Origin of the sequence: Acidaminococcus sp. (assembly GCA_022482815.1) — a bacterium.
Classification (GTDB): domain Bacteria; phylum Bacillota; class Negativicutes; order Acidaminococcales; family Acidaminococcaceae; genus Acidaminococcus.
The window spans coordinates 174,899-195,482 of record JAKVOM010000001.1; the positions used below are offsets into that span (position 1 = coordinate 174,899).

General features: G+C 47.7%; 22 protein-coding genes, 5 tRNA genes and 3 other annotated features. Of the genes, 4 read left to right on the forward strand and 23 right to left on the reverse strand.

The features are described 5' to 3' along the window. Window positions 1-194 precede the first annotated feature (194 nt). Window positions 195-1,310: a M20/M25/M40 family metallo-hydrolase gene (locus LKE33_00800; GenBank protein MCH3949470.1), complete on the reverse strand. Its 1,116-nt coding sequence runs from the start codon at window positions 1,308-1,310 to the stop codon at window positions 195-197. A 487-nt stretch (window positions 1,311-1,797) separates the two neighbouring features. On the opposite strand from LKE33_00800, the gene LKE33_00805 reads away from it, so the two are divergent. From LKE33_00805 to fsa, 3 genes are all read left to right on the forward strand, one after another. After that, window positions 1,798-2,361, forward strand: a complete 564-nt coding sequence (locus LKE33_00805; GenBank protein ID MCH3949471.1) for a DUF3793 family protein — start codon at window positions 1,798-1,800, stop codon at window positions 2,359-2,361. Between the two features lie 53 nt (window positions 2,362-2,414). After that, on the forward strand, window positions 2,415-2,846 hold the full coding sequence (locus tag LKE33_00810; protein MCH3949472.1) for a flavodoxin: 432 nt from the start codon (window positions 2,415-2,417) through the stop codon (window positions 2,844-2,846). Window positions 2,847-3,182: 336 nt separating this feature from the next. Further along, the gene (fsa, locus tag LKE33_00815) at window positions 3,183-3,830 is read left to right on the forward strand and encodes a fructose-6-phosphate aldolase (protein MCH3949473.1); all 648 of its coding nucleotides are present in this window, start codon (window positions 3,183-3,185) and stop codon (window positions 3,828-3,830) included. A gap of 209 nt (window positions 3,831-4,039) precedes the next feature. On the opposite strand, the gene LKE33_00820 is transcribed toward fsa, so the two are convergent. The 6 genes from LKE33_00820 to LKE33_00845 form a co-directional block, all read right to left on the reverse strand. Then, window positions 4,040-5,425 (reverse strand): cation:dicarboxylase symporter family transporter, encoded by a 1,386-nt coding sequence (locus tag LKE33_00820; protein ID MCH3949474.1) that lies wholly within the window; start codon window positions 5,423-5,425, stop codon window positions 4,040-4,042. A gap of 111 nt (window positions 5,426-5,536) precedes the next feature. Next, window positions 5,537-6,712 (reverse strand): amidohydrolase, encoded by a 1,176-nt coding sequence (locus LKE33_00825; protein MCH3949475.1) that lies wholly within the window; start codon window positions 6,710-6,712, stop codon window positions 5,537-5,539. 214 nt (window positions 6,713-6,926) lie between these two features. Beyond that, window positions 6,927-7,781 carry a MetQ/NlpA family ABC transporter substrate-binding protein gene (locus tag LKE33_00830; GenBank protein ID MCH3949476.1) on the reverse strand — a complete coding sequence of 285 codons (855 nt, stop codon included), beginning with the start codon at window positions 7,779-7,781 and terminating at the stop codon, window positions 6,927-6,929. Between the two features lie 12 nt (window positions 7,782-7,793). Further along, window positions 7,794-8,453, reverse strand: coding sequence for an ABC transporter permease (locus LKE33_00835; protein ID MCH3949477.1), 660 nt, complete (start codon window positions 8,451-8,453; stop codon window positions 7,794-7,796). Then, complete coding sequence (locus LKE33_00840; GenBank protein MCH3949478.1) at window positions 8,453-9,481, reverse strand: ATP-binding cassette domain-containing protein; 1,029 nt, start codon at window positions 9,479-9,481, stop codon at window positions 8,453-8,455. The genes LKE33_00835 and LKE33_00840 overlap by 1 nt, the downstream gene beginning before the upstream one ends. A gap of 97 nt (window positions 9,482-9,578) precedes the next feature. After that, window positions 9,579-9,798 (reverse strand) — a binding site (T-box leader). Between the two features lie 186 nt (window positions 9,799-9,984). Beyond that, window positions 9,985-10,203 (reverse strand) — a binding site (T-box leader). Window positions 10,204-10,373: 170 nt separating this feature from the next. After that, window positions 10,374-10,829: a DUF441 domain-containing protein gene (locus LKE33_00845; protein ID MCH3949479.1), complete on the reverse strand. Its 456-nt coding sequence runs from the start codon at window positions 10,827-10,829 to the stop codon at window positions 10,374-10,376. A gap of 210 nt (window positions 10,830-11,039) precedes the next feature. On the opposite strand from LKE33_00845, the gene LKE33_00850 reads away from it, so the two are divergent. Continuing rightward, on the forward strand, window positions 11,040-12,389 hold the full coding sequence (locus LKE33_00850) for an ISL3 family transposase (protein ID MCH3949480.1): 1,350 nt from the start codon (window positions 11,040-11,042) through the stop codon (window positions 12,387-12,389). Window positions 12,390-12,487: 98 nt separating this feature from the next. On the opposite strand, the gene rplL is transcribed toward LKE33_00850, so the two are convergent. From rplL to brxF, 16 genes are all read right to left on the reverse strand, one after another. Continuing rightward, entirely contained in the window at window positions 12,488-12,856 is a 369-nt protein-coding gene (rplL, locus tag LKE33_00855) for a 50S ribosomal protein L7/L12 (GenBank protein MCH3949481.1), read from the reverse strand. Window positions 12,857-12,939: 83 nt separating this feature from the next. Beyond that, entirely contained in the window at window positions 12,940-13,473 is a 534-nt protein-coding gene (rplJ, locus tag LKE33_00860) for a 50S ribosomal protein L10 (GenBank protein ID MCH3949482.1), read from the reverse strand. A 27-nt stretch (window positions 13,474-13,500) separates the two neighbouring features. After that, window positions 13,501-13,627, reverse strand: a sequence feature (ribosomal protein L10 leader region). Between the two features lie 5 nt (window positions 13,628-13,632). Beyond that, window positions 13,633-14,334 carry a 50S ribosomal protein L1 gene (gene rplA, locus LKE33_00865; protein MCH3949483.1) on the reverse strand — a complete coding sequence of 234 codons (702 nt, stop codon included), beginning with the start codon at window positions 14,332-14,334 and terminating at the stop codon, window positions 13,633-13,635. A 48-nt stretch (window positions 14,335-14,382) separates the two neighbouring features. Continuing rightward, window positions 14,383-14,808, reverse strand: coding sequence for a 50S ribosomal protein L11 (gene rplK, locus LKE33_00870; GenBank protein MCH3949484.1), 426 nt, complete (start codon window positions 14,806-14,808; stop codon window positions 14,383-14,385). 19 nt (window positions 14,809-14,827) lie between these two features. Beyond that, entirely contained in the window at window positions 14,828-15,421 is a 594-nt protein-coding gene (gene nusG, locus LKE33_00875; protein ID MCH3949485.1) for a transcription termination/antitermination protein NusG, read from the reverse strand. Window positions 15,422-15,423: 2 nt separating this feature from the next. Continuing rightward, on the reverse strand, window positions 15,424-15,648 hold the full coding sequence (gene secE / locus LKE33_00880; protein MCH3949486.1) for a preprotein translocase subunit SecE: 225 nt from the start codon (window positions 15,646-15,648) through the stop codon (window positions 15,424-15,426). Window positions 15,649-15,660: 12 nt separating this feature from the next. Next, the gene (gene rpmG / locus LKE33_00885) at window positions 15,661-15,825 is read right to left on the reverse strand and encodes a 50S ribosomal protein L33 (protein ID MCH3949487.1); all 165 of its coding nucleotides are present in this window, start codon (window positions 15,823-15,825) and stop codon (window positions 15,661-15,663) included. A gap of 142 nt (window positions 15,826-15,967) precedes the next feature. Next, window positions 15,968-17,161: an elongation factor Tu gene (gene tuf, locus LKE33_00890; protein MCH3949488.1), complete on the reverse strand. Its 1,194-nt coding sequence runs from the start codon at window positions 17,159-17,161 to the stop codon at window positions 15,968-15,970. 79 nt (window positions 17,162-17,240) lie between these two features. Further along, window positions 17,241-17,317: transfer RNA gene (locus tag LKE33_00895), tRNA-Met, on the reverse strand. A 5-nt stretch (window positions 17,318-17,322) separates the two neighbouring features. Next, a tRNA-Thr gene (locus tag LKE33_00900) sits at window positions 17,323-17,398 on the reverse strand. 3 nt (window positions 17,399-17,401) lie between these two features. Then, window positions 17,402-17,477: transfer RNA gene (locus LKE33_00905), tRNA-Met, on the reverse strand. A gap of 4 nt (window positions 17,478-17,481) precedes the next feature. Next, window positions 17,482-17,566: transfer RNA gene (locus LKE33_00910), tRNA-Tyr, on the reverse strand. Between the two features lie 22 nt (window positions 17,567-17,588). Further along, window positions 17,589-17,664 (reverse strand) — tRNA-Thr (locus LKE33_00915). A gap of 91 nt (window positions 17,665-17,755) precedes the next feature. Next, window positions 17,756-18,559, reverse strand: coding sequence for an undecaprenyl-diphosphate phosphatase (locus tag LKE33_00920; protein MCH3949489.1), 804 nt, complete (start codon window positions 18,557-18,559; stop codon window positions 17,756-17,758). Between the two features lie 340 nt (window positions 18,560-18,899). Then, entirely contained in the window at window positions 18,900-20,000 is a 1,101-nt protein-coding gene (locus LKE33_00925) for a 6-phosphofructokinase (protein ID MCH3949490.1), read from the reverse strand. Window positions 20,001-20,017: 17 nt separating this feature from the next. After that, on the reverse strand, window positions 20,018-20,479 hold the full coding sequence (brxF, locus tag LKE33_00930) for a BREX-3 system P-loop-containing protein BrxF (protein ID MCH3949491.1): 462 nt from the start codon (window positions 20,477-20,479) through the stop codon (window positions 20,018-20,020). Window positions 20,480-20,584 lie beyond the last annotated feature (105 nt).

The following is a 20,584-nucleotide window of genomic DNA, read 5'->3' on the forward strand; positions in this document are numbered from 1 at the left end:
ATCCGGATTCCATCACCCCGGACTCTCTGTCAGTACATCTTCTGACGTTATCTCCACATCACAGGTTTCATAAGGTTTTATTAAATTATGGTGTTATCATAGCGCCGATTACAATTTTTGTCAACACATCTCTAAGAAAAATTTTTTCTGTATGCTTTTTTTAAGCATGTATCCGCAAGAGAGTGTTTCGTTTATTACAAGTTGAGCATAAAAGCAGCCAGCTGCTTCAATCCGCCGCTCACGGAAGTTAAGTCCAATTCCTCCTGCAGTGTGTGGACACCTTTCTCGCGGGCTACACCAAAAGCCATGGCCGGAATCTTACGGCTCAAAGCAATATTGGCATCCGTGCTGCTGCCCTCAAATCTCGTCATTTTACGGTTCCGGGCGCGGATAGCCGTAATCCGGTCATAGATTTCATGCTGCATCGGACCTTCCCCACAAGGTCTGTCCCCGATGAGTTTCGTTTCGATTGTCACCTTATCGCTGCGGTACTTATCCAGAATCGCATGGAAGGCAGCATCCAGTTTCAGCAGTTCCTGGTAAGAAACGGACCGCATGTCCACCGTGAATTCGACATCCGCGGCAATGGCATTGACCGTGCGTCCGCCCTGGATCGTACCGATATTGTATGTTGTTTTCGGCGTCTTCGGAACCTGAATCGCATAAAAATCTTCAATAATAGCAGAAGTCCGCTCAATAGCGTTCGTATTTCCGAAATTGGCGAAGCTGTGGCCGCCTTTTGTGACCACATGAACTGCGTAGCGATGAGAACCGACAGCTTCATTGACGAAACGGTCACAGTCGCCGTCCACGGCGATAAAATAACTGAGACAATCCTGCCAGGTATCCGTCAGGTACCGGCTGCCCTTCAGATTGCCAAGCCCTTCTTCCCCGACGTTAAAGGCGAATACCGCCGGAATCTCCTGCTTCATCTTGAGAAACATTTCAATGAGGAAAAGCAGAGCAGCTACATTGGAGCTGTTATCCCCGATAGAAGGAGCCCTCATCGTTGTACCGTCAATTTCAGGAACAATCTTGTCTACACCGGCAAAGACCGTATCCATATGGGCCGTATAAAGGGGAAATTTCCCCTCAGCAGGAAGGTTATGAGGGTACACAACGTTCCCTGCTTCATCGATATATGCCTCTTTGGCACCTAATTTATGGAGTTCATCCAGAATATAATGAGCCTTATTGGCTTCCTCCCCTGTAGGAGACACAATGGAAGCTACATCGTAAAGTCTCTGGACGTAGGAAGGCATATTCGCGTCAATATACTGGTCTACCATTTTCTGCATGACTTCATTCATGGAAAAATACCCCTTTCAAAAAGATAAATAAAATCAAGAAAATTATATCATGAAGAGGTATGAGACGTAAAAGAGGAAAAGGAGAATAGTGTTTAGTGCCAAGTGGTTAGTACAATATTGCGAGCAGCCACTTGTGCAGATTCTTGAGGAAGTCAGGAGAAGTTAGTTAGATTCAAAAGACTAGTTCTATTAGTTAAAAGCAAAATTTACGAGTCAATTTTGCCTCCACGAGTGAGTCTGCGGGCTGGCAGGCGGTCTTGCAAACCGCTCGTCGGTTTGCTTCTTCCAGTCCGGCCAGCGACATGCGAGCTGCGGGCGGCGAATTTTTTTCAAAACCTATTGCATTCTTTTTTTCTGTATGCTATACTTTGCTCAGTTAGTAAAGACTAACTTAAAAATATGTGTTGTTCAAAAGGCCTCTCCTTCTATCACGTGTCAAAGTTAGTCTATACTAATACCAATTATTTCCCAGGAGGTACGTAACTTTATGAGAATTCCCCTTGAAAGTGAACTAATCAGGCAGTGTGCCCCTACACTTGCCGGATTAAAGCCTGCCAGTCTGTTCCGCTTTGTATTCCCTTCGCTGGCGGATTCATCCCGGCTCGTCGCTTCACTTTCCCTTATTCTTGCACCCAAGAATATCGGCATTGAACTGCTTCAGTTTGATGTAGTAAGACGCAGCGGACTTCTCTTTGTTTACCGGCCTGATGACCTCAAACGCATCGTCAGCCAGGATTCACATCGGGATTTTTTCAAACGCCAGGGTTATTCCCGTCTGTGCTGGCAGGACATCCTTGCGGAAATTTCGCTGAGAATGACTCACAGGGCTTCCTTCCCCCACGAAATCGGAATTCTGCTGGGATATCCTCTCGATGATGTAGAGGCCTATATGGCTGCTCCCAGGAAAAAAGGCCTCTGCTCGGGCTGCTGGAAAGCTTACAGCCAGCCTGCCCGGGCTCGGCTCTTTTTTGAGAAATGCCGGAAATGTACCCTCATTTATTGCCGCTGCTACGCAAGCGGCATCCCTCTCAGCCGATTGGCCGTGGCATAAATGGCAACGTACTGTTTCCGAAGCATAAATTCACCTTGAAAGGACGATTTACCATGAGTAAAAGTGCAGTTGTATATTGGAGCGGTACCGGCAACACGGAAGCGATGGCCAAAGCTGTCGCAGAAGGCCTCAAGAGCAAAGGTTCTGATGTCAAGTTATTGACTGCCGGTGATTTTGCTGCAGAAAATCCTGCAGACTATGATGGAATTGCTTTCGGCTGCCCCGCAATGGGTTCAGAAGTCCTGGAAGAAACCGAATTCCAGCCTATGTGGGATGGCGTAAAAGACAATCTGAAAGGAAAAAAGATTGTGCTCTTCGGTTCCTATGGCTGGGGCAGCGGTGAATGGATGGAAAACTGGAAAGCTGATGCAGAAGCCGCCGGTGCCATTCTCGCAGCCGATACCTTGATCATCAACGGTACACCCGATGATGACGGTCTTGCTAAGTGTGAAGCATTGGGAGAAGCTCTGGGCAGTGCAGAATAAATGGAGCAGCCAGGTTTTGTACAAAAAGTCGTTCCCCTTACGAAACCTGTTCATTGAATCCGCACAAGCGTGAACTTTTTTCAATGTATCTATAATTTGATTTCCTTTTTGCAGCATTGCTTCGTAGGAAAAAGCATGGAATGTTCCTCTCTTCATTCCATGCTTTTTTCCATATCTAATCCAGTTTCTGCTTGGCCAACCTTTTACATTTATTTTACACCTGGCCAAAATTTACCCGTTGATTTCCCCATGGTTGTGAATTATCATGAAAAGAGAAATTACGTTTGACGAAATGAGTCAACTGTGGCCTGAATATTTCAGAAAGAAGGGATTCCAATGAAAATTTTTATGGATACGGCCAATGTAGAAGAAATTCGTGAATTCGCCGATCAGGGCATTGTCTACGGGGTAACGACCAACCCTACGCTGATTGCCCGCTCCGGCCGGACGCAGGCAGAAGTTATTCCCGAAATTTGCAAATTGATTCCCGGTCCCGTCAGTGCAGAAGTTATCAGTACGGACTGTGCCGGCATGGTCAAAGAAGCCAAGAAACTGGCTAAGATTGCCGATAACGTCGTCGTAAAAATCCCCTGCATCACCGAAGGCCTGAAAGCCGTCAAGATTCTTAAAGAAAAAGGCATCCATACCAACGTCACGCTGGTCTTCAGTCTGGGACAGGCTCTCCTTGCCGCCCGCGCCGGCGCTACCTACGTAAGTCCTTTCATCGGCCGTCTGGACGATATCGGAGAAGACGGTGTCAAACTGGTAAGCGACATGGTGAAGGTATTCCGTCTCTACAACCTGCCCACCCAGATTATCGCAGCCAGCATCCGCAGCGTCGATCACGTCAATAAAGTCATGCTGACCGGTGCCGATATTGCCACCATCCCGACAAAAGTACTGCGGGAACTGATCCATCATGACCTGACGGACAAAGGCCTTGCCAAATTCCTGGAAGACTATAAAAACAGCTTGAAAAAGTAAAAATAACAAAAAGGGGGCTGTGAAATCTGCACCTGCATGATTTCACAGCCCCCTTTTACGCTGGTCGCAGGTCGCTGGCCGCGTGTCGCTCAGGAACCAAAATTGCCAAGGCAATTTTGTTCTGAACTTATAGAAGCAGACTTTTACATTTAAGCCGAACGCTAAATGCGCTTTTAATACTATAGCGGCTATCTATAGCTGTCTACCTCTTATTTCGACATATCCTGGAAAGTCTTTTCATCGAAGGTTCCCATGATGCGGTCAACGACAATGGCGTTTGTCATAGCTCCGGAAACGTTCAGCATCGTGCGTCCCATATCAATGATGGGGTCAATGGCGAGAACAGGCGAAATAGAGGAGAAATAAGCCCCGAGCCCGGTTCCGCTCAGGGAGACGGAAGCGGCCATGGTCGCTGTACCGGGAACACCGGCAATGCCGATAGATCCGAGGGCAATAACAACGATGCTCATGATGAAGAGAGTGAGATCAAAAGGTACACCGGAAACATTGGCAATATAGACTACGACGAAGCCCGGAAAAACGCCTGCACACCCCTGCATACCGGCTGTTGCACCAAAGCTGGCCACGGTATTGGCCGTCGTTGTGCTGACGCCGAGACGTTTGGTCAAGGTTTCTACCGTAAGGGGCAGTACACCCATCGAGGAACGGGAAGTAAAGGCGAGAACCAGAGGACTCTTTGCTTTACGGAAGTACGTTACGGGATTAACTCCAAAGCTTACGAGAAGGACGGACTCCAGAACGAACATGATAGCCAGACCGACGTAAAGGAGAACAATGAAAAGACCCATATCCATGATGGCCTTAAGACCGCGCGTGGCAAGCGTATTGGCCAGGAGGGCTACAACTCCGTAAGGCATCAGACCGATGATAAAGTCGCAGGCCCAACCCATGAGAATGTGAAGCTCATCAAATAGCTTCGTGAACGTTTCCATGGAATTGGTTCCCGTCTTTTTGATAAGCTGGGCAATACCGCCGATAACGACGCCAAAGATGACGACGGCAATGACGTTCGTATCCGCCATTGCTTTCACAGGGTTCATGGGGATGAGCGCCCGAAACGTGTCAACGACTGGTTTCACTTCCCGCATCTTGCTCGTTCCTTCGGCAAGAGCCGAACCACCGGCCCCCAGGCCAAAGAAGTAGCCGAGGGAAAGCCCGACAATGGCTGCGAGGGACACCATGCCGAGGTTGGTCGCCAGCATCGCGCCGACGAGTTTCTTCAAATTAGTTCCCTCATTCATATGTAGGATGACGTGGATGATAGAAATGAGCACGAGGGGCACAACGAGCATACGAATCAGGTCAATGAACCCACCGCCTACGAGAGAATACCATTTCGTGGCTTCCTTGATGTAGACGACTTTTGTGGGAGCGTCGGGAAAGCCGGCTATGATTTGAATCAGGACGCCAAGAAAGGCGCCGGAGATGGTACCGATTGTGACCAGCTTACCAAAGCTGATCCCTTTTTGATCCAGATGATGGATACCCCACAAAATAAGAAGAAAAATAACAAGAAGCACAACGGTTGTGGGGTGACTGATCATGAGAAATTCCTTGAAAAATTTGAATTCCATGTCATCCTTCCTTTCTATTTTAAAGTATATTAAAATGCTATGAATTAAATTAATGATGATATCAGTATAAACGAACTGCGGGCCGAGCCAACGGCCCGCAGTTCTTATCAGTTACTTTATTTCTTTCCCGTACTCATTGATATATTCCAGGAACCAGGCGACACCGAGAGGCAGCGCTTTTTCTTCAATATCAAAGTAAGGGCTGTGCTGCGGATAACATTTGCGCCCGTCCGTAAAACCACCACCCAGGCAGAGCATGGCTTTCGGAGCCAGATATTTGGCAAAGTCTTCGCCGCCCATACGGGGTTCTTGCGTTATTACATGGTCCCTGCCAAAGATTTTTTCTGCTGCTTTAAGGCCCGTAGCAGTTACAGCTTCATCGTTGACCATCACCGGCGTACCGAAGTGATAATCCACCTTGATTTCGGTTCTCGTTGCTGCCGCAATACCTGCAGCAACGCGCTCCAGCTGCTCCGGGAAGGCATCACGCACTTCCGGGGTAAAGGTCCGGGTTGTCCCCATAAGATGAGCCGTATCGGGAATGACGTTGCTCGTCGTCCCGCTCTGGAAGGCGGTCACACCAATCACAGCCGCATCCAGCGGCTTGATTTCCCGGCTGACAAGAGTCTGTACCGTATTGTAAAACGCCACACCGGCAGCAATCGGGTCAATCGCTTTTTCAGGATGGGCCCCGTGTCCGCCCTGCCCTTTGATATACACATCAAAGGTATCGGATGCTGCCATAATGGGGCCGGGCTGGAGATTAGCGACTCCGTACGGCAATTCTCCCTGGATATGGAGTGCAATGATCCGGGTACACTCTTTTACAAGGGGATCATCCTTCATATGCAGAGCACCGCTGTCCGCGATATATTCTTCGGCAGGCTGAAAAATAAGGCGTACCGTTACGGGCAGTTCGTCTTTGTGGGCAGCCAGGATTTTAGCTGTCCCCAATAACATTGCAATGTGCGTATCATGGCCGCAGGCATGCATCGTTCCGGGATTCTGTGATTTGTAAGGCGGATTGCTCTCTTCTGTAATCGGCAGGGCATCAATGTCGGCACGGATACCGAGGATGATATCGGAAGATTTTGCGCCTTTCAGCGTAGCAATCACGCCGGTTTTGGTAGATTTCTGATTGGGAATTCCCAGCTCATCAAGATACGCTTGAATTTTTTTCTGTGTTTCTGTTTCATGCCATGACTGTTCCGGATGGGAATGGAAATATTCGCGCAGCCGCGTCAGCTCGTTACTGATTGCCTGTGCTTCTTTTAAACTATCCAGCATTAGAAAAACCTCCTGAAAAAAGCCGCGCGTCGCAGGTCGCTGGCCGTGTGCCGCTTTCGAAAACAAAATTGCGATAGCAATTTTGCTTTAAATTAATAAAAATATTATCCGAAATTATATATGCCAAATGCTGCTAAAAGCGCATATATCTTTTTGTTATCAGCTAAGAGGCTGTGAAAAAATGCTTATTTTTCCACAGCCCCTTACTTCTTATTTAATTTTTCTTTGCATTCGGGTCGTTATTCGGATCATACCAGAGGCCCGTGTTGTTCTTCTTCATGTATTCGGCAAATTCCTTGGAATGGTAGGCGTCAGCAATATCTTTGACCCACTGAGCATCCTTATTTTTGTCAGCTACGACCAGCTGCAGCAGCAGGTGCGGCAGGATGGTTTCCTTGAGGAGCGCCGTTGACGGATCAATCTTCGCATTATAGACAATCGAGCCCGTAATGACAATATAATCAAAGTCTGTCCGTACGGAAGGAATATTCAGGGATTTCATTTCCGTAAATTTCAAATGATGCGGATTCTCTACGATGTCCTGCTGGGTAACCGTTGCCAAATCCTTTTTAGGATCCAGTTTGATCCAGCCAGCCTTTTGCAGGATTGCATAAGCTCTTGCCGTATTGGCGGCATCATTCGGTACGGCAATGGAGTCACCGTCAGCCAGCTGATCCATCTGCGTCTTTCTGCCGGCATAGAGACCAGCCGGAACCGTCGGAATCGGGGTAATGGCTGCCAGATGACCGCCCTGCTTCTTATTGAAGTTATTCATATAAGCCGTATGCTGTTCGACGTTGAAGTCTACTTCGCCTTCGTTCAGCACGATATCAGCCTGCAGCAGGTCGGACATATCTCTGCCCGTAATCTTATAGCCTTTCTTTTCCAGAATCGGCTTTATACCTTTTTCAAAAAGGTCACTGTACGGGCCCTGGGACTTACTGAACGTCAGCTCTTTCTTTGCACCGGCGCTCTTGGAATCACTGCCGCAGCCAGCCGTAAAGGCCGCGACCATCATTCCTGCCAAAACTACGGCTGCTAATTTCTTAACCTTATTCAAATTCATCATCATCGAACCTCCTTAATGGTTTCTTGTCTTAAAAGCTAAATGGTTACCAATGGTTTGGATAATCTGCACAAAAATAATCAAAATGACGACCGTGAAGAGCATGAGCGGCGTATTCATCCGTTCGTACCCGTAAGTCAGGGCCAGGTCGCCGACGCCGCCGGCACCGATGGCACCGGCCATAGCCGTTGCCCCAATCAGGCCTATCGTTCCTGTCGTAATGGAGAGAATCAAAGAGCCTTTCGCTTCGGGCAGAAGAAAGTACCAGATAATTTCAAAATAGGACGCGCCCATAGCCTGTGCGGCTTCGATGATTCCCTTGTTGACATCCAAAATGGAATTTTCGAACAGGCGCGTCAGATAAGGGGCAATGAAAATCACCAACGGCACCAATGCCGCCGTGGTTCCGATACGCGTTCCCACGATCATCTTGGTGAGGGGCATGATAAAGACCATGAGAATGATGAACGGAACCGAACGAACTGTATTAATGACGGCGTTCAGGATACCGTAGATGTACTTATTCGGAAGAATACTGTCCCGGTTAGTCAAAACCAGAGTAAACGCCATGATGAGCGCTAAAATCGTACCTAGTACCAGGGACACGAACACCATGTAGAGCGTTTGTTCTGCCGCCAGGATAAGCTGCGAGGTAGGAACTCCTAAATCCGGCATCACAGCGTCACCTCCTTCCATTTCACTGTGCGCTGCGTCAGATAAGCGGAAGTTTTATCGGCAGCACCATTTTCGTCAATAATCTGGATAATGTAGATACCCAGAGCCGTCTGCTGCAATTCGCTGACGTTGGCAAAGACAATATGTGTCTCTATGCCTAATTCCGCGTTCATATGGTAGAAAATATCTTCGGCCGCTTCATCGCCGAGGAGGCGGACCTTAAAGAGCTTGTAAGGCCTTTTTTCTTCTTTGATATGGCTTTGAATGGCCTCAGGTACCGTATCGGGGATGACCGTATGAACAAACCGCTTTGTAATTTCCTGCTGGGGATCACTGAAGACATCCAGCACGGAACCGCTTTCTACAATCCTTCCCAATTCCATGACAGCGACGCGGTTACAGATTTTTTGAATGACGTCAATCTCGTGTGTAACGATTAAAATTGTGATATTAAGTTTCTGATTAATTCGCTTCAGGAGCTGCAGAATCTGTTCCGTCGTGTCCGGGTCGAGAGCGCTTGTAGCTTCATCACAGAGCAGGATGGACGGATTCGTCGTAAGAGCTCTGGCAATGCCGACACGTTGTTTTTGTCCGCCCGAAAGCTGATCCGGATAAGAATCTTTCTTATCTTCCAGATTGACAAATTTCAGAAGCGTCGTCACGATCTGGTCAATGGCAGCCTGTTCAATATGGCTGAGCCGAAGCGGAAGGGCAATATTTTCATAGACCGTCTTGGATTCCAGCAGGTTAAACTGCTGGAAAACCATGCCGATATTCTTTCTTACCTTTCTGAGTTCTTTGTAAGGCAAGGAGCTCACATTCTGACCATGAACAAATACGCTTCCCGAAGTCGGCACTTCAAGGGAATTAACCATTCGCAGCAGTGTCGACTTACCGGCACCGCTGAACCCGATAACACCGAAAATATCACCCTTCTCAATAGAGAGGTTTACATCTTTCAGGGCTTCTACAGTCTGCCCGCCCAAAGAGAAGGTCTTATTCACATCTTTAAACTCAATAAAAGACATCGTAATTCCTCCTCTGCATACATTTAATCAACAACACCTTTCTGTTCCCCCTTATCACTATGAACCAAAAGGATTAAAAAAAGAGCCATCGTCCCTATGCAGAGACGACGGCTCGTGGTTCCACTCTGTTTTACCAGCATCCTAAGGCTGGCCTCTTTGCTCTTTTAACGGAAGCAGTCCCGTGACAGCCTATTTTTGTTTCGGCTGCCCCGCTCGCGGAGGCATTCGCTGCTTTTCCCTTCCGATCCGGCTCTCAGCTTTTGCCGGAATCTCTGGCGGCGTTCCAAACAGGTACTTGTTCCGTTCATCGCGTTTTTCAATATGGGTAAATCATACTAAAATAGTATGTATTTGTCAATCCTATTTAAAAAAATTTCTTTTTTTGATGAGAATAAGCGAATTTTATTTCAAATGTTACATAATATCCTATTGCTATGGTGGGATTTCATTGACATCCCGCAAGAATTCGCTTTTACCTCATCAAAAAAGCCATCGCCTCCTAATACAGAGACGATGGCTCGTGGTTCCACCCTGTTTTACCAGCATCCTAAGGCTGGCCTTTTTGCTCTCATAACGGAAGCAGTCCCGTGACAGCCTACTCTTTTTCGGCTGTCCCGCTCGCGGAGGCATTCGCTGCTTTTCCCTTCCGATCCGGCTCTCAGCTTTTGCCGGAATCTCTGGCGGCGTTCCAAACAGGTACTTGTTCCGCTCATTGCGTTTTTCAATATGGGTTTATTCTATGCAAAGCAAACGGATTTGTCAAACATTCAGCAATCTTTTTTAGTGATTCGCACAAATATCATCTGAATTGTAATATATTTGACATACTCCCACGACTAAAGTCATGGGAGTATGGGATAATAACGAATCTTATTTTATCTGCATCATTCCATCAGGAAAAGAGATAATGAAAAATCTTCAGAAACACATATAAGATTCCGCTGGCGATCAAGGGACCGACGGCAATACCCTTGAGCACTACCACACCGATGACCGTCCCAATCATTACGGAAGCCACAAGCTGAGGATCTTTTGTCAGAATATCAAGGCCCCACCGTCCCAGTAAGGCCACGATGATGCCGGAAACCAGGGAAGCGATACCCACGGGGCTTTTGAAAATATGGATAAAGTCCTGAATTCCGATTTTACCGAGGGCAATAGGCGACAGCATCCCCGCAGTCAGGATAACAATCCCCCAGTTCATGCCATGCCCTCCGACATAGGCCAGATGCTCTTCCGATAAAATCAATTTCAGCACGACCAGGATTGCGGAGGAGTATGTTACCGTCATATTATGCCCGAAATAGCCAATAAGGCCTAATCCAATCAGGATAAGGTACCCCTGCATGAAATCATCTCCATTTATCTGTTGAAAATGTTACTTACTTATTGTAACGGAAATAAGACTGCTTGGCAAACATCCGGAGCAGACACGCACCTTCCGGATAAAAAAGTGGTTCTTCACGGAAATTTGTTGACTAAAAGACATTTGACTATTGAAAAAGGACATTAACTCCTCCAAAATATAATCGTCGAAACCATACCTTGGGAGGAGAAAATGTCCTTTACTAATTACACTATTCAAAATAATGCAGAATGTCAAGATGTCTTTTACAATGTCTTCATGCCGGAAGACCCTTTTGATGACAGCCAGGAGATTGTTATTTGCAGTGAAAAGAAATATACCGACTTCCGTTGTCCTAAATGTGGTCAGAAAATGTATTCTTACGAGCCATTTTCCACCTACTTGAAAAGCTTTCCTGCGTATCCTGAGCATACCAGGATGATCCGCTTTGAAGGGCATCGTTTCCGTTGCTCCTGCTGCCATGCAACGATCACTGAGCCTATTCCTTTTAAATATCCCGGGACTCGCATTACCATGAGGGCTTCCCTTTGGATTGAGACGCTGCTTCGTAATGGAATCCCTGCCAATGCAATTGCTAAGATGTCAGGAATTCACTGGAGCACGATTCGCTATGTCCACAAACAGCTCATGGACGAATCTCTCGATAAATATGAAATGGAATTGGAGCTGACCTCTTACAAGCCCCGTTTCCTGGCCATCGATGAGTTTGCTATCCATAAGGGACACACTTATGCCACTTGCGTCATGGATTTAGCGACAGGTTATATTCTCTGGGTTGGCAGAGGTCGGGCGATAGCTGACTTCGAGCATTTCTTCAAGGAATATGATCAGACAAAGCTGACAGAGGTCAAGGCAGTCGCCATGGATATGAACGCTTCCTACAACAAGCTGGTACAAGAACATCTGCCGCAAGCTAAGGTCGTGTATGATCGTTACCACATGCAGGCTCAATTCGGGAAGGAAGTATTAGGTGTAGTAAGACTTGATGAGGCCAGAATGCATAGGGATAACGCCAACGACATGCAAGAAGCATTAAAAGACGCAAGTGCTGAAGACAAGCCGGCTTTGAAAGAGCGGATATCCGAGGAAAAGAAGAACTACCGCACATTGAAGAAAGTCCGCTGGCCGTTACTCACCAATGAAGATAGGCTGAATCCTAAGAGCAAAGAAGCGTTGCAGGCCATCTTTGCAGAGCACGAGGATCTGGCAATATGTTATTCCATGAAGGAAGAGATGGTAGCCCTCTATGAATTAAGGGACTATGACAAGGCTCTTGCAGGATGGAAGCGCTGGTTTAAAGCTGCACTAGGCAGCGGGATTCCGGCCCTGGTTAGGTTTGCTAAGATTAAGCTGCCAAGGATAGACGGTCTGGTGAACCATGCCCTGTACCCGATAAACACAGGGAAGCTTGAGGGTTTCAACAACAAGATTAAAGTGGCCAAAAGAAGAGCTTACGGATACAGAGATGATGAGTACTTTTTCACGTTAATTCGCTACCTCTCAATTCCGACCGTAAGAGGTATACTCCCGAAAAAAACGTGAAGAACCAAAAAAGTAAAAACCTTTAGCCGCTTAGCCATTCCTCATATAATCCAAAAAAACTCCCCACGCAATGCGTGAGGAGTTTTGAAAAGTTGAAATTATTTCAGTTCAACCTTAGCGCCGGCAGCTTCCAGCTTTTCCTTCATAGCTTCAGCATCAGCCTTAGCTACGTTTTCCTTAATGGTGTTAGGAGCAGCATCAACAGCAGCCTTAGCTTCCTTCAGGCCCAGACCAGTCAGTTCACGAACAACCTTGATAACCTGAATCTTGCTAGCGCCAACGTCAGTCAGAACAACGTTGAATTCGGTCTTTTCAGCAGCAGCAGCACCGCCGGCAGCAGGAGCAGCAGCAACAGCAACAGGAGCAGCAGCGCTAACACCGAACTTATCTTCCATAGCCTTTACCAGGTCAGCCAGTTCCAGGACAGTCATGTTTTCAATGGCTTCCATAATTTCTTCTTTAGTCATTTTAAATACCTCCGAAAATTTTTCCAGTTAATTTTTTAATTAAATAAACGATGGGTCAAGCAACCCGTTGATAACTCAAGCGATTAAGCGGATTCTTTTTCCTTCTTCTCGCGAATTGCATCCACGACAGTAACCAGGCTGCGCAGCGTACCATGCAGTACATTGACGAGTCCGGAAATCGGGGCCTGCATGCTGCCAACCAGTTTGGCCAGCAGTTCTTCCTTGGACGGCAGTTCTGCCAAAGCATTGATTTCGTCAACACTGATTGCCTTGCCATTCAGGAGACCGCCCTTAATTTCAAGAGCCTTATGATCCTTACCGAAGTTATGAGAAATCTTGGCAGGAGCGACAGGATCGTCAGTGGAGCAAGCCAGAGCGGTATTCTGTTCAAGAATGCCATCCAGGCCTTCAATACCAGCTTCCTTAGCAGCAATGCGGATGAAGGTGTTCTTGGCAACCATGTACTTCACACCGGCTTCGCGCATTTGCTTTCTCAGCTCAGTATCTTCAGCTACGGTCAGGCCGCAGTAGTTTACCAGGACGACGCCCTGGGAACTAGTCAGCAGCTCTTTCAGTTCAGCGACTTTTGCAGCCTTTTCAGGTCTGATATCATGCATCAATATACACCTCCTTGCTTCAAGATATTAATCAATGAAAAGACCTCTCGGCAGGCCGCCGGAGGTCGTATTTATAAAACACTCCGACCTGGGCAGGCGTTCATTCACGTTAGGCTTTCGCACCCGCTGTCTGCGGTCCGATGGTCATTTTCAATTTGATTACTTGTTGCTGTCAGCTTTCAGTACATCGATAGGTACGCCAGGGCCCATGGTGGTGGACAGGGTAACACTCTTAATGTACTGGCCTTTTGCGCCGGAGGGCTTTACTTTGATCAGGGTAGTGATCAGGGCAAGATAGTTGTCCAGCAGCTTTTCAGCGTCAAAAGAGGCTTTACCGATAGCGGTTTGTACGTTACCGGCCTTGTCGGTACGATATTCAATCTTACCGGCTTTGCTTTCGCCTACGGCACGTTTTACATCCATGGTTACGGTACCAACCTTCGGGTTAGGCATCAAACCTTTAGGACCAAGCAAACGGCCCAGACGGCCAACAACACTCATCATGTCAGGGGTAGCAATGCAGACGTCAAAGTCGAACCAACCGCCTTTGATCTTTTCTGCCATATCTTCGGCACCAACGAAATCAGCGCCGGCTTCCTGAGCTTCCTGAGCCTTAGCGCCTCTGGCGAATACCAGGACGGTCTTGGACTTACCAGTGCCATGAGGAAGAACCAGAGCACCGCGGACCTGTTGGTCAGCGTACTTAGGATCTACACCCAGACGAACAGAGCATTCAACAGTGCTGTCGAATTTGGTGCAGGAAGTCTTCTTGACCAGTTCAACAGCTTCTTTCGGGGAATATGCCTTGCCGGCTTCAATCAGCTTTGCGGCATCGGTATATTTCTTACCAGCTTTTCTCATTTGAAATCCTCCTAGTGGTACTAACGGCGTAAGCCTCCCACGTCAAACTTAGTCTACTACGTCAATGCCCATGCTGCGGGCAGTGCCTTCGATCATGCGCATAGCTGCTTCAACAGAGCCAGCGTTCAGATCCTTCATCTTGGTTTCAGCGATTTCCTTGACTTTGTCGCGTTTAACCGTAGCAACCTTGTTCTTGTTCGGTTCACCGGATGCTTTGTCGATACCGGCTGCCTTCTTCAGCAGAACAGCTGCAGGCGGAGTCTTCGTGATGAAAGTAAAGGAACGGTCTTCGAATACAGTAATTTCTACAGGGATAATCAGGCCTGCCTGTTTTTCAGTGCGGGCGTTGAAGTCCTTAACGAAGGCCATGATGTTGATACCAGCCTGACCTAATGCCGGGCCTACAGGAGGTGCCGGAGTAGCCTTACCAGCAGGAACCTGCAGTTTTACCATCTTAATAACTTTCTTTGGCATATCAATTACACCTCCTTACTTACTCTATAGCTTCCACTTGGGTAAAATTCACTTCAATCGGAGTCACGCGGCCGAACATTTCAATCATAACCTTGATCTTCTGTTGGTCGTTGTTGATCTCCGCTACCGTACCTACCATATCATTAAAGCCGGGGGCCTTAATGCGGACGGTATCATTCAAATCAACAGGGCACTCCATATGTACCAACGGTGCTGCTTCTTCCTGTTCAGGTGCTGCACCTTCTTCTTTGGGCTGCATCTTGAGGATACGCGCAACTTCATCGTCAGACAGCGGAATCGGTTTAATACTGTTGCTGCCAGTATTGCCGATACCACCTACGAATCCGGTAACGCCCGGGGTATTGCGCACAGCATACCAGGTACGTTCATCCACGATCATATCAATCAGTACATAGCCCGGGAAAATCTTACGGGGCACGACCTTTTGCTGATCATCCTTTGCGCTCACTTCGTCCTGCATAGGAACAAGAACCTGGAAAATCTTATCTTCAAACCCTAAGGAATGAATCTTATTTTCGAGGTTCTTCTTGACTTTGTTTTCATACCCGGAATAGGTATGAATTACATACCAATGTCTTTGACCTTCTTCCATGCTCACTGCACTCCCATTACCAGACGGAACAGTACGGAGAAGATAGCATCAATGGCCCAGATCAAAAGGGCAGAAGTCAGGGAAGCCACAATGACGGTAGCAGTATAGCCTAAAAGCTCGCGCCGATTGGGCCACGTCACCTTTTTCATTTCATTTTTAACATCCCGCAGGAAGCCCGACACTCCGCCGGAGCTCTTCACATCGGGAGTCATCTGAGTTGATGCCATAGTCCCTCCACCTTACTTCGTTTCCTTATGCAACGTGTGCTTTTTGCAGAACTTGCAGTACTTTTTGATTTCAATACGATCAGAATCGTTTTTCTTATTTTTGGTCGTCTGGTAGTTACGCTGCTTGCATACGGTGCAGGCCAGGGTAATGCCAACACGATTGTTATTTGCTGCCATTTCTTTACACCTCACTTACTTCCAAGAATCCCTAAAGTCGCCTATATAGACTACCACACAAGGGATAAGATGTCAACAAAAAAATGAGGACCGACCATTTTCGTGTCGGTCCCACATTTTAACCGCTTAGCAGCGGAGTTTCTTATTCGTCGATTTCGGTAACAACACCGGCACCAACGGTATGGCCGCCTTCGCGGATAGCGAAACGCAGACCTTTTTCAATAGCAATCGGGGTGATCAGTTCTACGCTCATCAGAATGTTATCGCCAGGCATTACCATTTCGGTTCCTTCCGGCAGGTGAGCTACACCCGTTACGTCCGTCGTTCTGAAATAGAACTGGGGACGATAGCCGTTGAAGAACGGAGTATGACGGCCGCCTTCTTCTTTCGTCAGTACGTAAACCTGACCCTTGAATTTCGTATGAGGATGAATGCTGCCCGGTTTGCTCAGAACCTGACCACGTTCAACTTCGTTTCTTTCAATACCACGCAGCAGGCAGCCGATGTTGTCGCCGGCTTCTGCTACATCCAGGGTCTTGCGGAACATTTCCAGACCGGTTGCTACGGACTGTCTCTTTTCAGTCGTCAGACCTACGATTTCGACAGGGTCACCAATCTTGATGGAACCACGTTCAACACGGCCCGTTGCTACGGTACCACGACCGGTAATCGTGAATACGTCTTCGACAGGCATCAGGAACGGTTTCGTCAGATCGTGCTGCGGAGTCGGAATGTACTTGTCGACTTCTTCCATCAGCTTCAGGATGTTCTTCTTTTGTTCTTCGTCGCCTTCCAGAGCCTTCAGTGCGGAACCTACAACGATAGGAACTTCATCGCCGGGGTAATCGTACTGGGTCAGCAGGTCACGAACTTCCATTTCAACCAGTTCGATCAGTTCAGGATCGTCGACTTGGTCGGACTTGTTCAGGAATACTACGATTGCAGGTACGCCAACCTGACGGGCCAGCAGGATGTGTTCACGGGTCTGAGGCATAGGACCATCAGCAGCGGAAACAACCAGGATGGCACCATCCATCTGAGCAGCGCCGGTGATCATGTTCTTAACATAGTCGGCGTGGCCCGGGCAGTCTACGTGAGCGTAGTGTCTGTTCGGAGTTTCATATTCAACGTGGGCGGTGTTAATGGTGATACCACGTTCTCTTTCTTCCGGAGCCTTATCAATATCAGCATAAGCTTCGAAAGTAGCTTTGCAGCCCGGAGTCTCGGACAGTACCTTGGTGATAGCTGCCGTCAGGGTCGTCTTGCCATGGTCAACGTGACCGATGGTACCAATGTTAACATGGGGTTTCGTTCTTTCAAATTTCTCTTTAGCCATTAGATTACCTCCCAACGTTTTCTTGTGTTAATGACTGGATTTTAAAAGAGCCCCGAAAGACGGGGCTGGACTTATGAGATGGTGGCGGCACACGGATTTGAACCGCGGACAGGCCGGGTATGAACCGACTGCTCTAGCCAACTGAGCTATGCCGCCATGGATGGAGCTGATGACCAGAATCGGACTGGTGACCTTATCCTTACCAAGGATACGCTCTACCAACTGAGCTACATCAGCATGTGGTTGCGGGGGCTGGACTTGAACCAACGACCTTCGGGTTATGAGCCCGACGAGCTACCAACTGCTCCACCCCGCGATTATGGTGGAGGGAGAAGGATTCGAACCTTCGAAGCCAGAGGCGGCAGATTTACAGTCTGCTCCCTTTAACCACTCGGGAATCCCTCCACGTTTGTGTGTCACTAAAATCTGGAGCTGGCAAAAGGAATTGAACCCTCAACCTACTGATTACAAGTCAGTTGCTCTACCATTTGAGCTATGCCAGCCTCTGAATTCGTAACATAGAGAATTATACAAAATGTTACAATATATGTCAAGCGAATTTTTGCCGCTTTTTTACAATGTCCTCAGGAAGCATCACAGATAGAAATACCACAGAGAGAACGCAGCCAGGATCAGCCGGTAAATAGCAAAGGAAGTCAAAGTAGATTTATTAAGGAAGCCGATGAACCAGAGTACGGATACATAAGCAACGGCAAAAGCAACCACAAATCCGACGGCCAGTACCGTCAAATCGCCCATGGAAAGAAAAGCAATATTCTTCAGCAGTTCATACAGACAAGCTGCAACCATGATGGGCAGTGCCATAATGAAGGTGAAATCGGCACCGGCCTTGCGGTTGACACCGACCATGAGGGCTCCGCTGATCGTCGAGCCGCTTCTGCTGAACCCCGGCCAGAGCGACAAGAATTGATAAAAACCAATGTACAGGGCCTGACGCAGGCTGATGTGATCCACGTCCTGTACCAGTTCTTCCTCATGTCCTTTGATTTTATGTTCTGCCGCCATCATCAAAACCGCACCGAGGATCAGACCGATAGCTACCGTAAACGGAGAAAACAGGTACTTTTTAATGAAAGAATGTACCAGCAGCGCAAAAAGCATGGTAGGGACACAGCCGGCTGCCACATGGATTCCGCTCAAACCCTTCTTGGGATTCCAGCCGTCACGCGTAAGGAAGCGGGCAAAACGGTTCCGATAGATCACCAGCACAGACAAAATGGCGCCCAACTGAATTACAATATCAAAGATTTGGGCAAGATTTCCGCTGAATCCAATCATGTGCCCTACAATAATCATATGGCCGGTAGACGATACCGGCAAAAATTCCGTCAGCCCCTCGACAATGCCGAGAATGACAGCATTGATAATTTCACTCATACCTGTTTTAACTTCCTTTCCTATTTATCCTGCTAAATAAAGCTGAAGTGACTGCAAATACGAAGAAAGCATATACACTTTTTTTGAATAGCCTGCTTATTATACTCTATTTATTTTCTGAAAGGAAGATGGCTTAAGCCTATAATCGAGGATATTCCGGAAGTTTCATAGAAAATTTACGGGCTCTTTGAAAAAATGTTAAAGAATGTTTAGAATAAGCCAAGGCGCTTCGCACAAAAGAAAGCTATGGCCGCCTTCGGCGGCAAAGCGACCTGCGACCAGCAAAAAAAAAGACCGTGAACCAATGATTGCTCATTGTTTCATGGTCTTTTTTAACACCTTAATCTCCGAAGCAGATGCCCAGTTCACGGCCGCACTTGATGAGATCGGAATCAGGAGGTACCTGATGCGGATGATCAGCGACCTTCGCAATCGGCACGCGCACAATCTCGTTGGCATGGAGCGATACCATTACATTGTATTCGCCGTCCATGCACGCTTCCGCGGCCTCCACACCGTAACGCGTAGAAAGGATACGATCATAAGCGGTCGGTGAGCCGCCGCGCTGCAGGTAACCCAGAATGGTGGCACGGGATTCAATGCCTGTCAGCTTCTCGATCTGATCAGCCAGCTTATTGCCGACACCGCCCAGGCGGATCTGTTCAAAACTCTCTTTTACAATGCGGGCTACAGTAATATCCCCGCCTACCGGCTTTGCACCTTCGGCTACAGTGATAATACTGAATTTCTTACCCTGTTTCTGCCGTTCTTTGATTTTCTTGACAACAGAATCAATCTTATAAGGAATCTCAGGAATCAGGATAACATCAGCGCCGCCTGCCAGTCCGGAATGAAGTGCAATCCATCCGGCATAACGGCCCATGACTTCCAGTACCATGACGCGGTGATGGGATTCGGCCGTAGTATGCAGCCGGTCCAGTGCGTCTGTTGCGGTTGCTACCGCCGTGTCAAAACCGAATGTCCGTTCCGTGCAGGGCAGGTCATTATCGATTGTCTTCGGTACACCGACTACATTAACCCCGCAGAAGCGATGCAGGTCATAGCCAATCTTCAGACTGCCGTCGCCGCCGATAATGATCAGGCATTCCACATGATGATCTTTTAAATTTTTGACGACAACATCCCGCATATCCTTGTAAATGATGTTACCGTCCTTGTCTTCACCGCTGGCGTAGCGGAAAGGATTATCACGGTTGGTCGTACCAAGTACCGTCCCGCCGCGAGGCAGGATGCCCGACACATCGCTCATGGAGAGCAGCTTCATGTCGTTTTGGATCAAACCATGAAATCCATTGGAAATGCCGTAAATCTGATATCCATTATGAATAGCCGTTTTCACTACTGCCCGAATTACCGCATTAAGCCCCGGGCAATCACCACCCCCAGTAAGTACGGCCAGCGTTCCTTTAATTCCTTCCATTGTTGTCACCTACTCATTCAGTCAATATTCCAAATCGTATAATCTGCTGCAGACAGGCGGATAGATTCGGTTCCGTCAAATTTGTCATAGCAAAGCAGACCATCTTTCACATAACCAGGCCATGCGAGGACGATAGTAAAGGCCTTACCCAGTTCGTCAAATACACTCTTTGAGTCGATGTTGAACACAGGAATAAAGAAAGTCTGTACACGGTCAAGCATAATCACAGGGCCACGGTGCGTAGCGAGTTCCGCGCGGAACGTTTCCGGAGCTTTTGCTTTTCTTTCGCTCGGCAGCAGCTTCAGGAATTCTTCCGTGATCAAAAGACGGGAATCCACATAATCCCAATTTTTCATCTCTGCGGCTTCGCGCAGGATTTTGCTCTTGCCGCTGCCCGGTTTACCGGTTACGACTAATACTTTAATATCTTTCTTTTGGACTTCTTCGACTTGTTTCAGAAATTCATCAATCTGACTCATGGCTATCGCCCTCCTTATATTTAGTTCGCCCACCTTAACCTCAGGTTATATGCTAATTATCCTATTCGTCAAAAGCCGTTTCTTCCCTCTAAAACTTTTTATTAA

Excerpts from the sequence above, each read along its gene's own strand:
- LKE33_00800 (MCH3949470.1), bottom strand. The coding sequence starts at position 1,310 with ATGAATGAAGTCATGCAGAAAATGGTAGACCAGTATATTGACGCGAAT.
- LKE33_00805 (MCH3949471.1), top strand. The coding sequence starts at position 1,798 with ATGAGAATTCCCCTTGAAAGTGAACTAATCAGGCAGTGTGCCCCTACA.
- LKE33_00810 (MCH3949472.1), top strand. The coding sequence starts at position 2,415 with ATGAGTAAAAGTGCAGTTGTATATTGGAGCGGTACCGGCAACACGGAA.
- fsa (MCH3949473.1), top strand. The coding sequence starts at position 3,183 with ATGAAAATTTTTATGGATACGGCCAATGTAGAAGAAATTCGTGAATTC.
- LKE33_00820 (MCH3949474.1), bottom strand. The coding sequence starts at position 5,425 with ATGGAATTCAAATTTTTCAAGGAATTTCTCATGATCAGTCACCCCACA.
- LKE33_00825 (MCH3949475.1), bottom strand. The coding sequence starts at position 6,712 with ATGCTGGATAGTTTAAAAGAAGCACAGGCAATCAGTAACGAGCTGACG.
- LKE33_00830 (MCH3949476.1), bottom strand. The coding sequence starts at position 7,781 with ATGATGAATTTGAATAAGGTTAAGAAATTAGCAGCCGTAGTTTTGGCA.
- LKE33_00835 (MCH3949477.1), bottom strand. The coding sequence starts at position 8,453 with ATGCCGGATTTAGGAGTTCCTACCTCGCAGCTTATCCTGGCGGCAGAA.
- LKE33_00840 (MCH3949478.1), bottom strand. The coding sequence starts at position 9,481 with ATGTCTTTTATTGAGTTTAAAGATGTGAATAAGACCTTCTCTTTGGGC.
- LKE33_00845 (MCH3949479.1), bottom strand. The coding sequence starts at position 10,829 with ATGCAGGGGTACCTTATCCTGATTGGATTAGGCCTTATTGGCTATTTC.
- LKE33_00850 (MCH3949480.1), top strand. The coding sequence starts at position 11,040 with ATGTCCTTTACTAATTACACTATTCAAAATAATGCAGAATGTCAAGAT.
- rplL (MCH3949481.1), bottom strand. The coding sequence starts at position 12,856 with ATGACTAAAGAAGAAATTATGGAAGCCATTGAAAACATGACTGTCCTG.
- rplJ (MCH3949482.1), bottom strand. The coding sequence starts at position 13,473 with ATGCATGATATCAGACCTGAAAAGGCTGCAAAAGTCGCTGAACTGAAA.
- rplA (MCH3949483.1), bottom strand. The coding sequence starts at position 14,334 with ATGAGAAAAGCTGGTAAGAAATATACCGATGCCGCAAAGCTGATTGAA.
- rplK (MCH3949484.1), bottom strand. The coding sequence starts at position 14,808 with ATGCCAAAGAAAGTTATTAAGATGGTAAAACTGCAGGTTCCTGCTGGT.
- nusG (MCH3949485.1), bottom strand. The coding sequence starts at position 15,421 with ATGGAAGAAGGTCAAAGACATTGGTATGTAATTCATACCTATTCCGGG.
- secE (MCH3949486.1), bottom strand. The coding sequence starts at position 15,648 with ATGGCATCAACTCAGATGACTCCCGATGTGAAGAGCTCCGGCGGAGTG.
- rpmG (MCH3949487.1), bottom strand. The coding sequence starts at position 15,825 with ATGGCAGCAAATAACAATCGTGTTGGCATTACCCTGGCCTGCACCGTA.
- tuf (MCH3949488.1), bottom strand. The coding sequence starts at position 17,161 with ATGGCTAAAGAGAAATTTGAAAGAACGAAACCCCATGTTAACATTGGT.
- LKE33_00920 (MCH3949489.1), bottom strand. The coding sequence starts at position 18,559 with ATGAGTGAAATTATCAATGCTGTCATTCTCGGCATTGTCGAGGGGCTG.
- LKE33_00925 (MCH3949490.1), bottom strand. The coding sequence starts at position 20,000 with ATGGAAGGAATTAAAGGAACGCTGGCCGTACTTACTGGGGGTGGTGAT.
- brxF (MCH3949491.1), bottom strand. The coding sequence starts at position 20,479 with ATGAGTCAGATTGATGAATTTCTGAAACAAGTCGAAGAAGTCCAAAAG.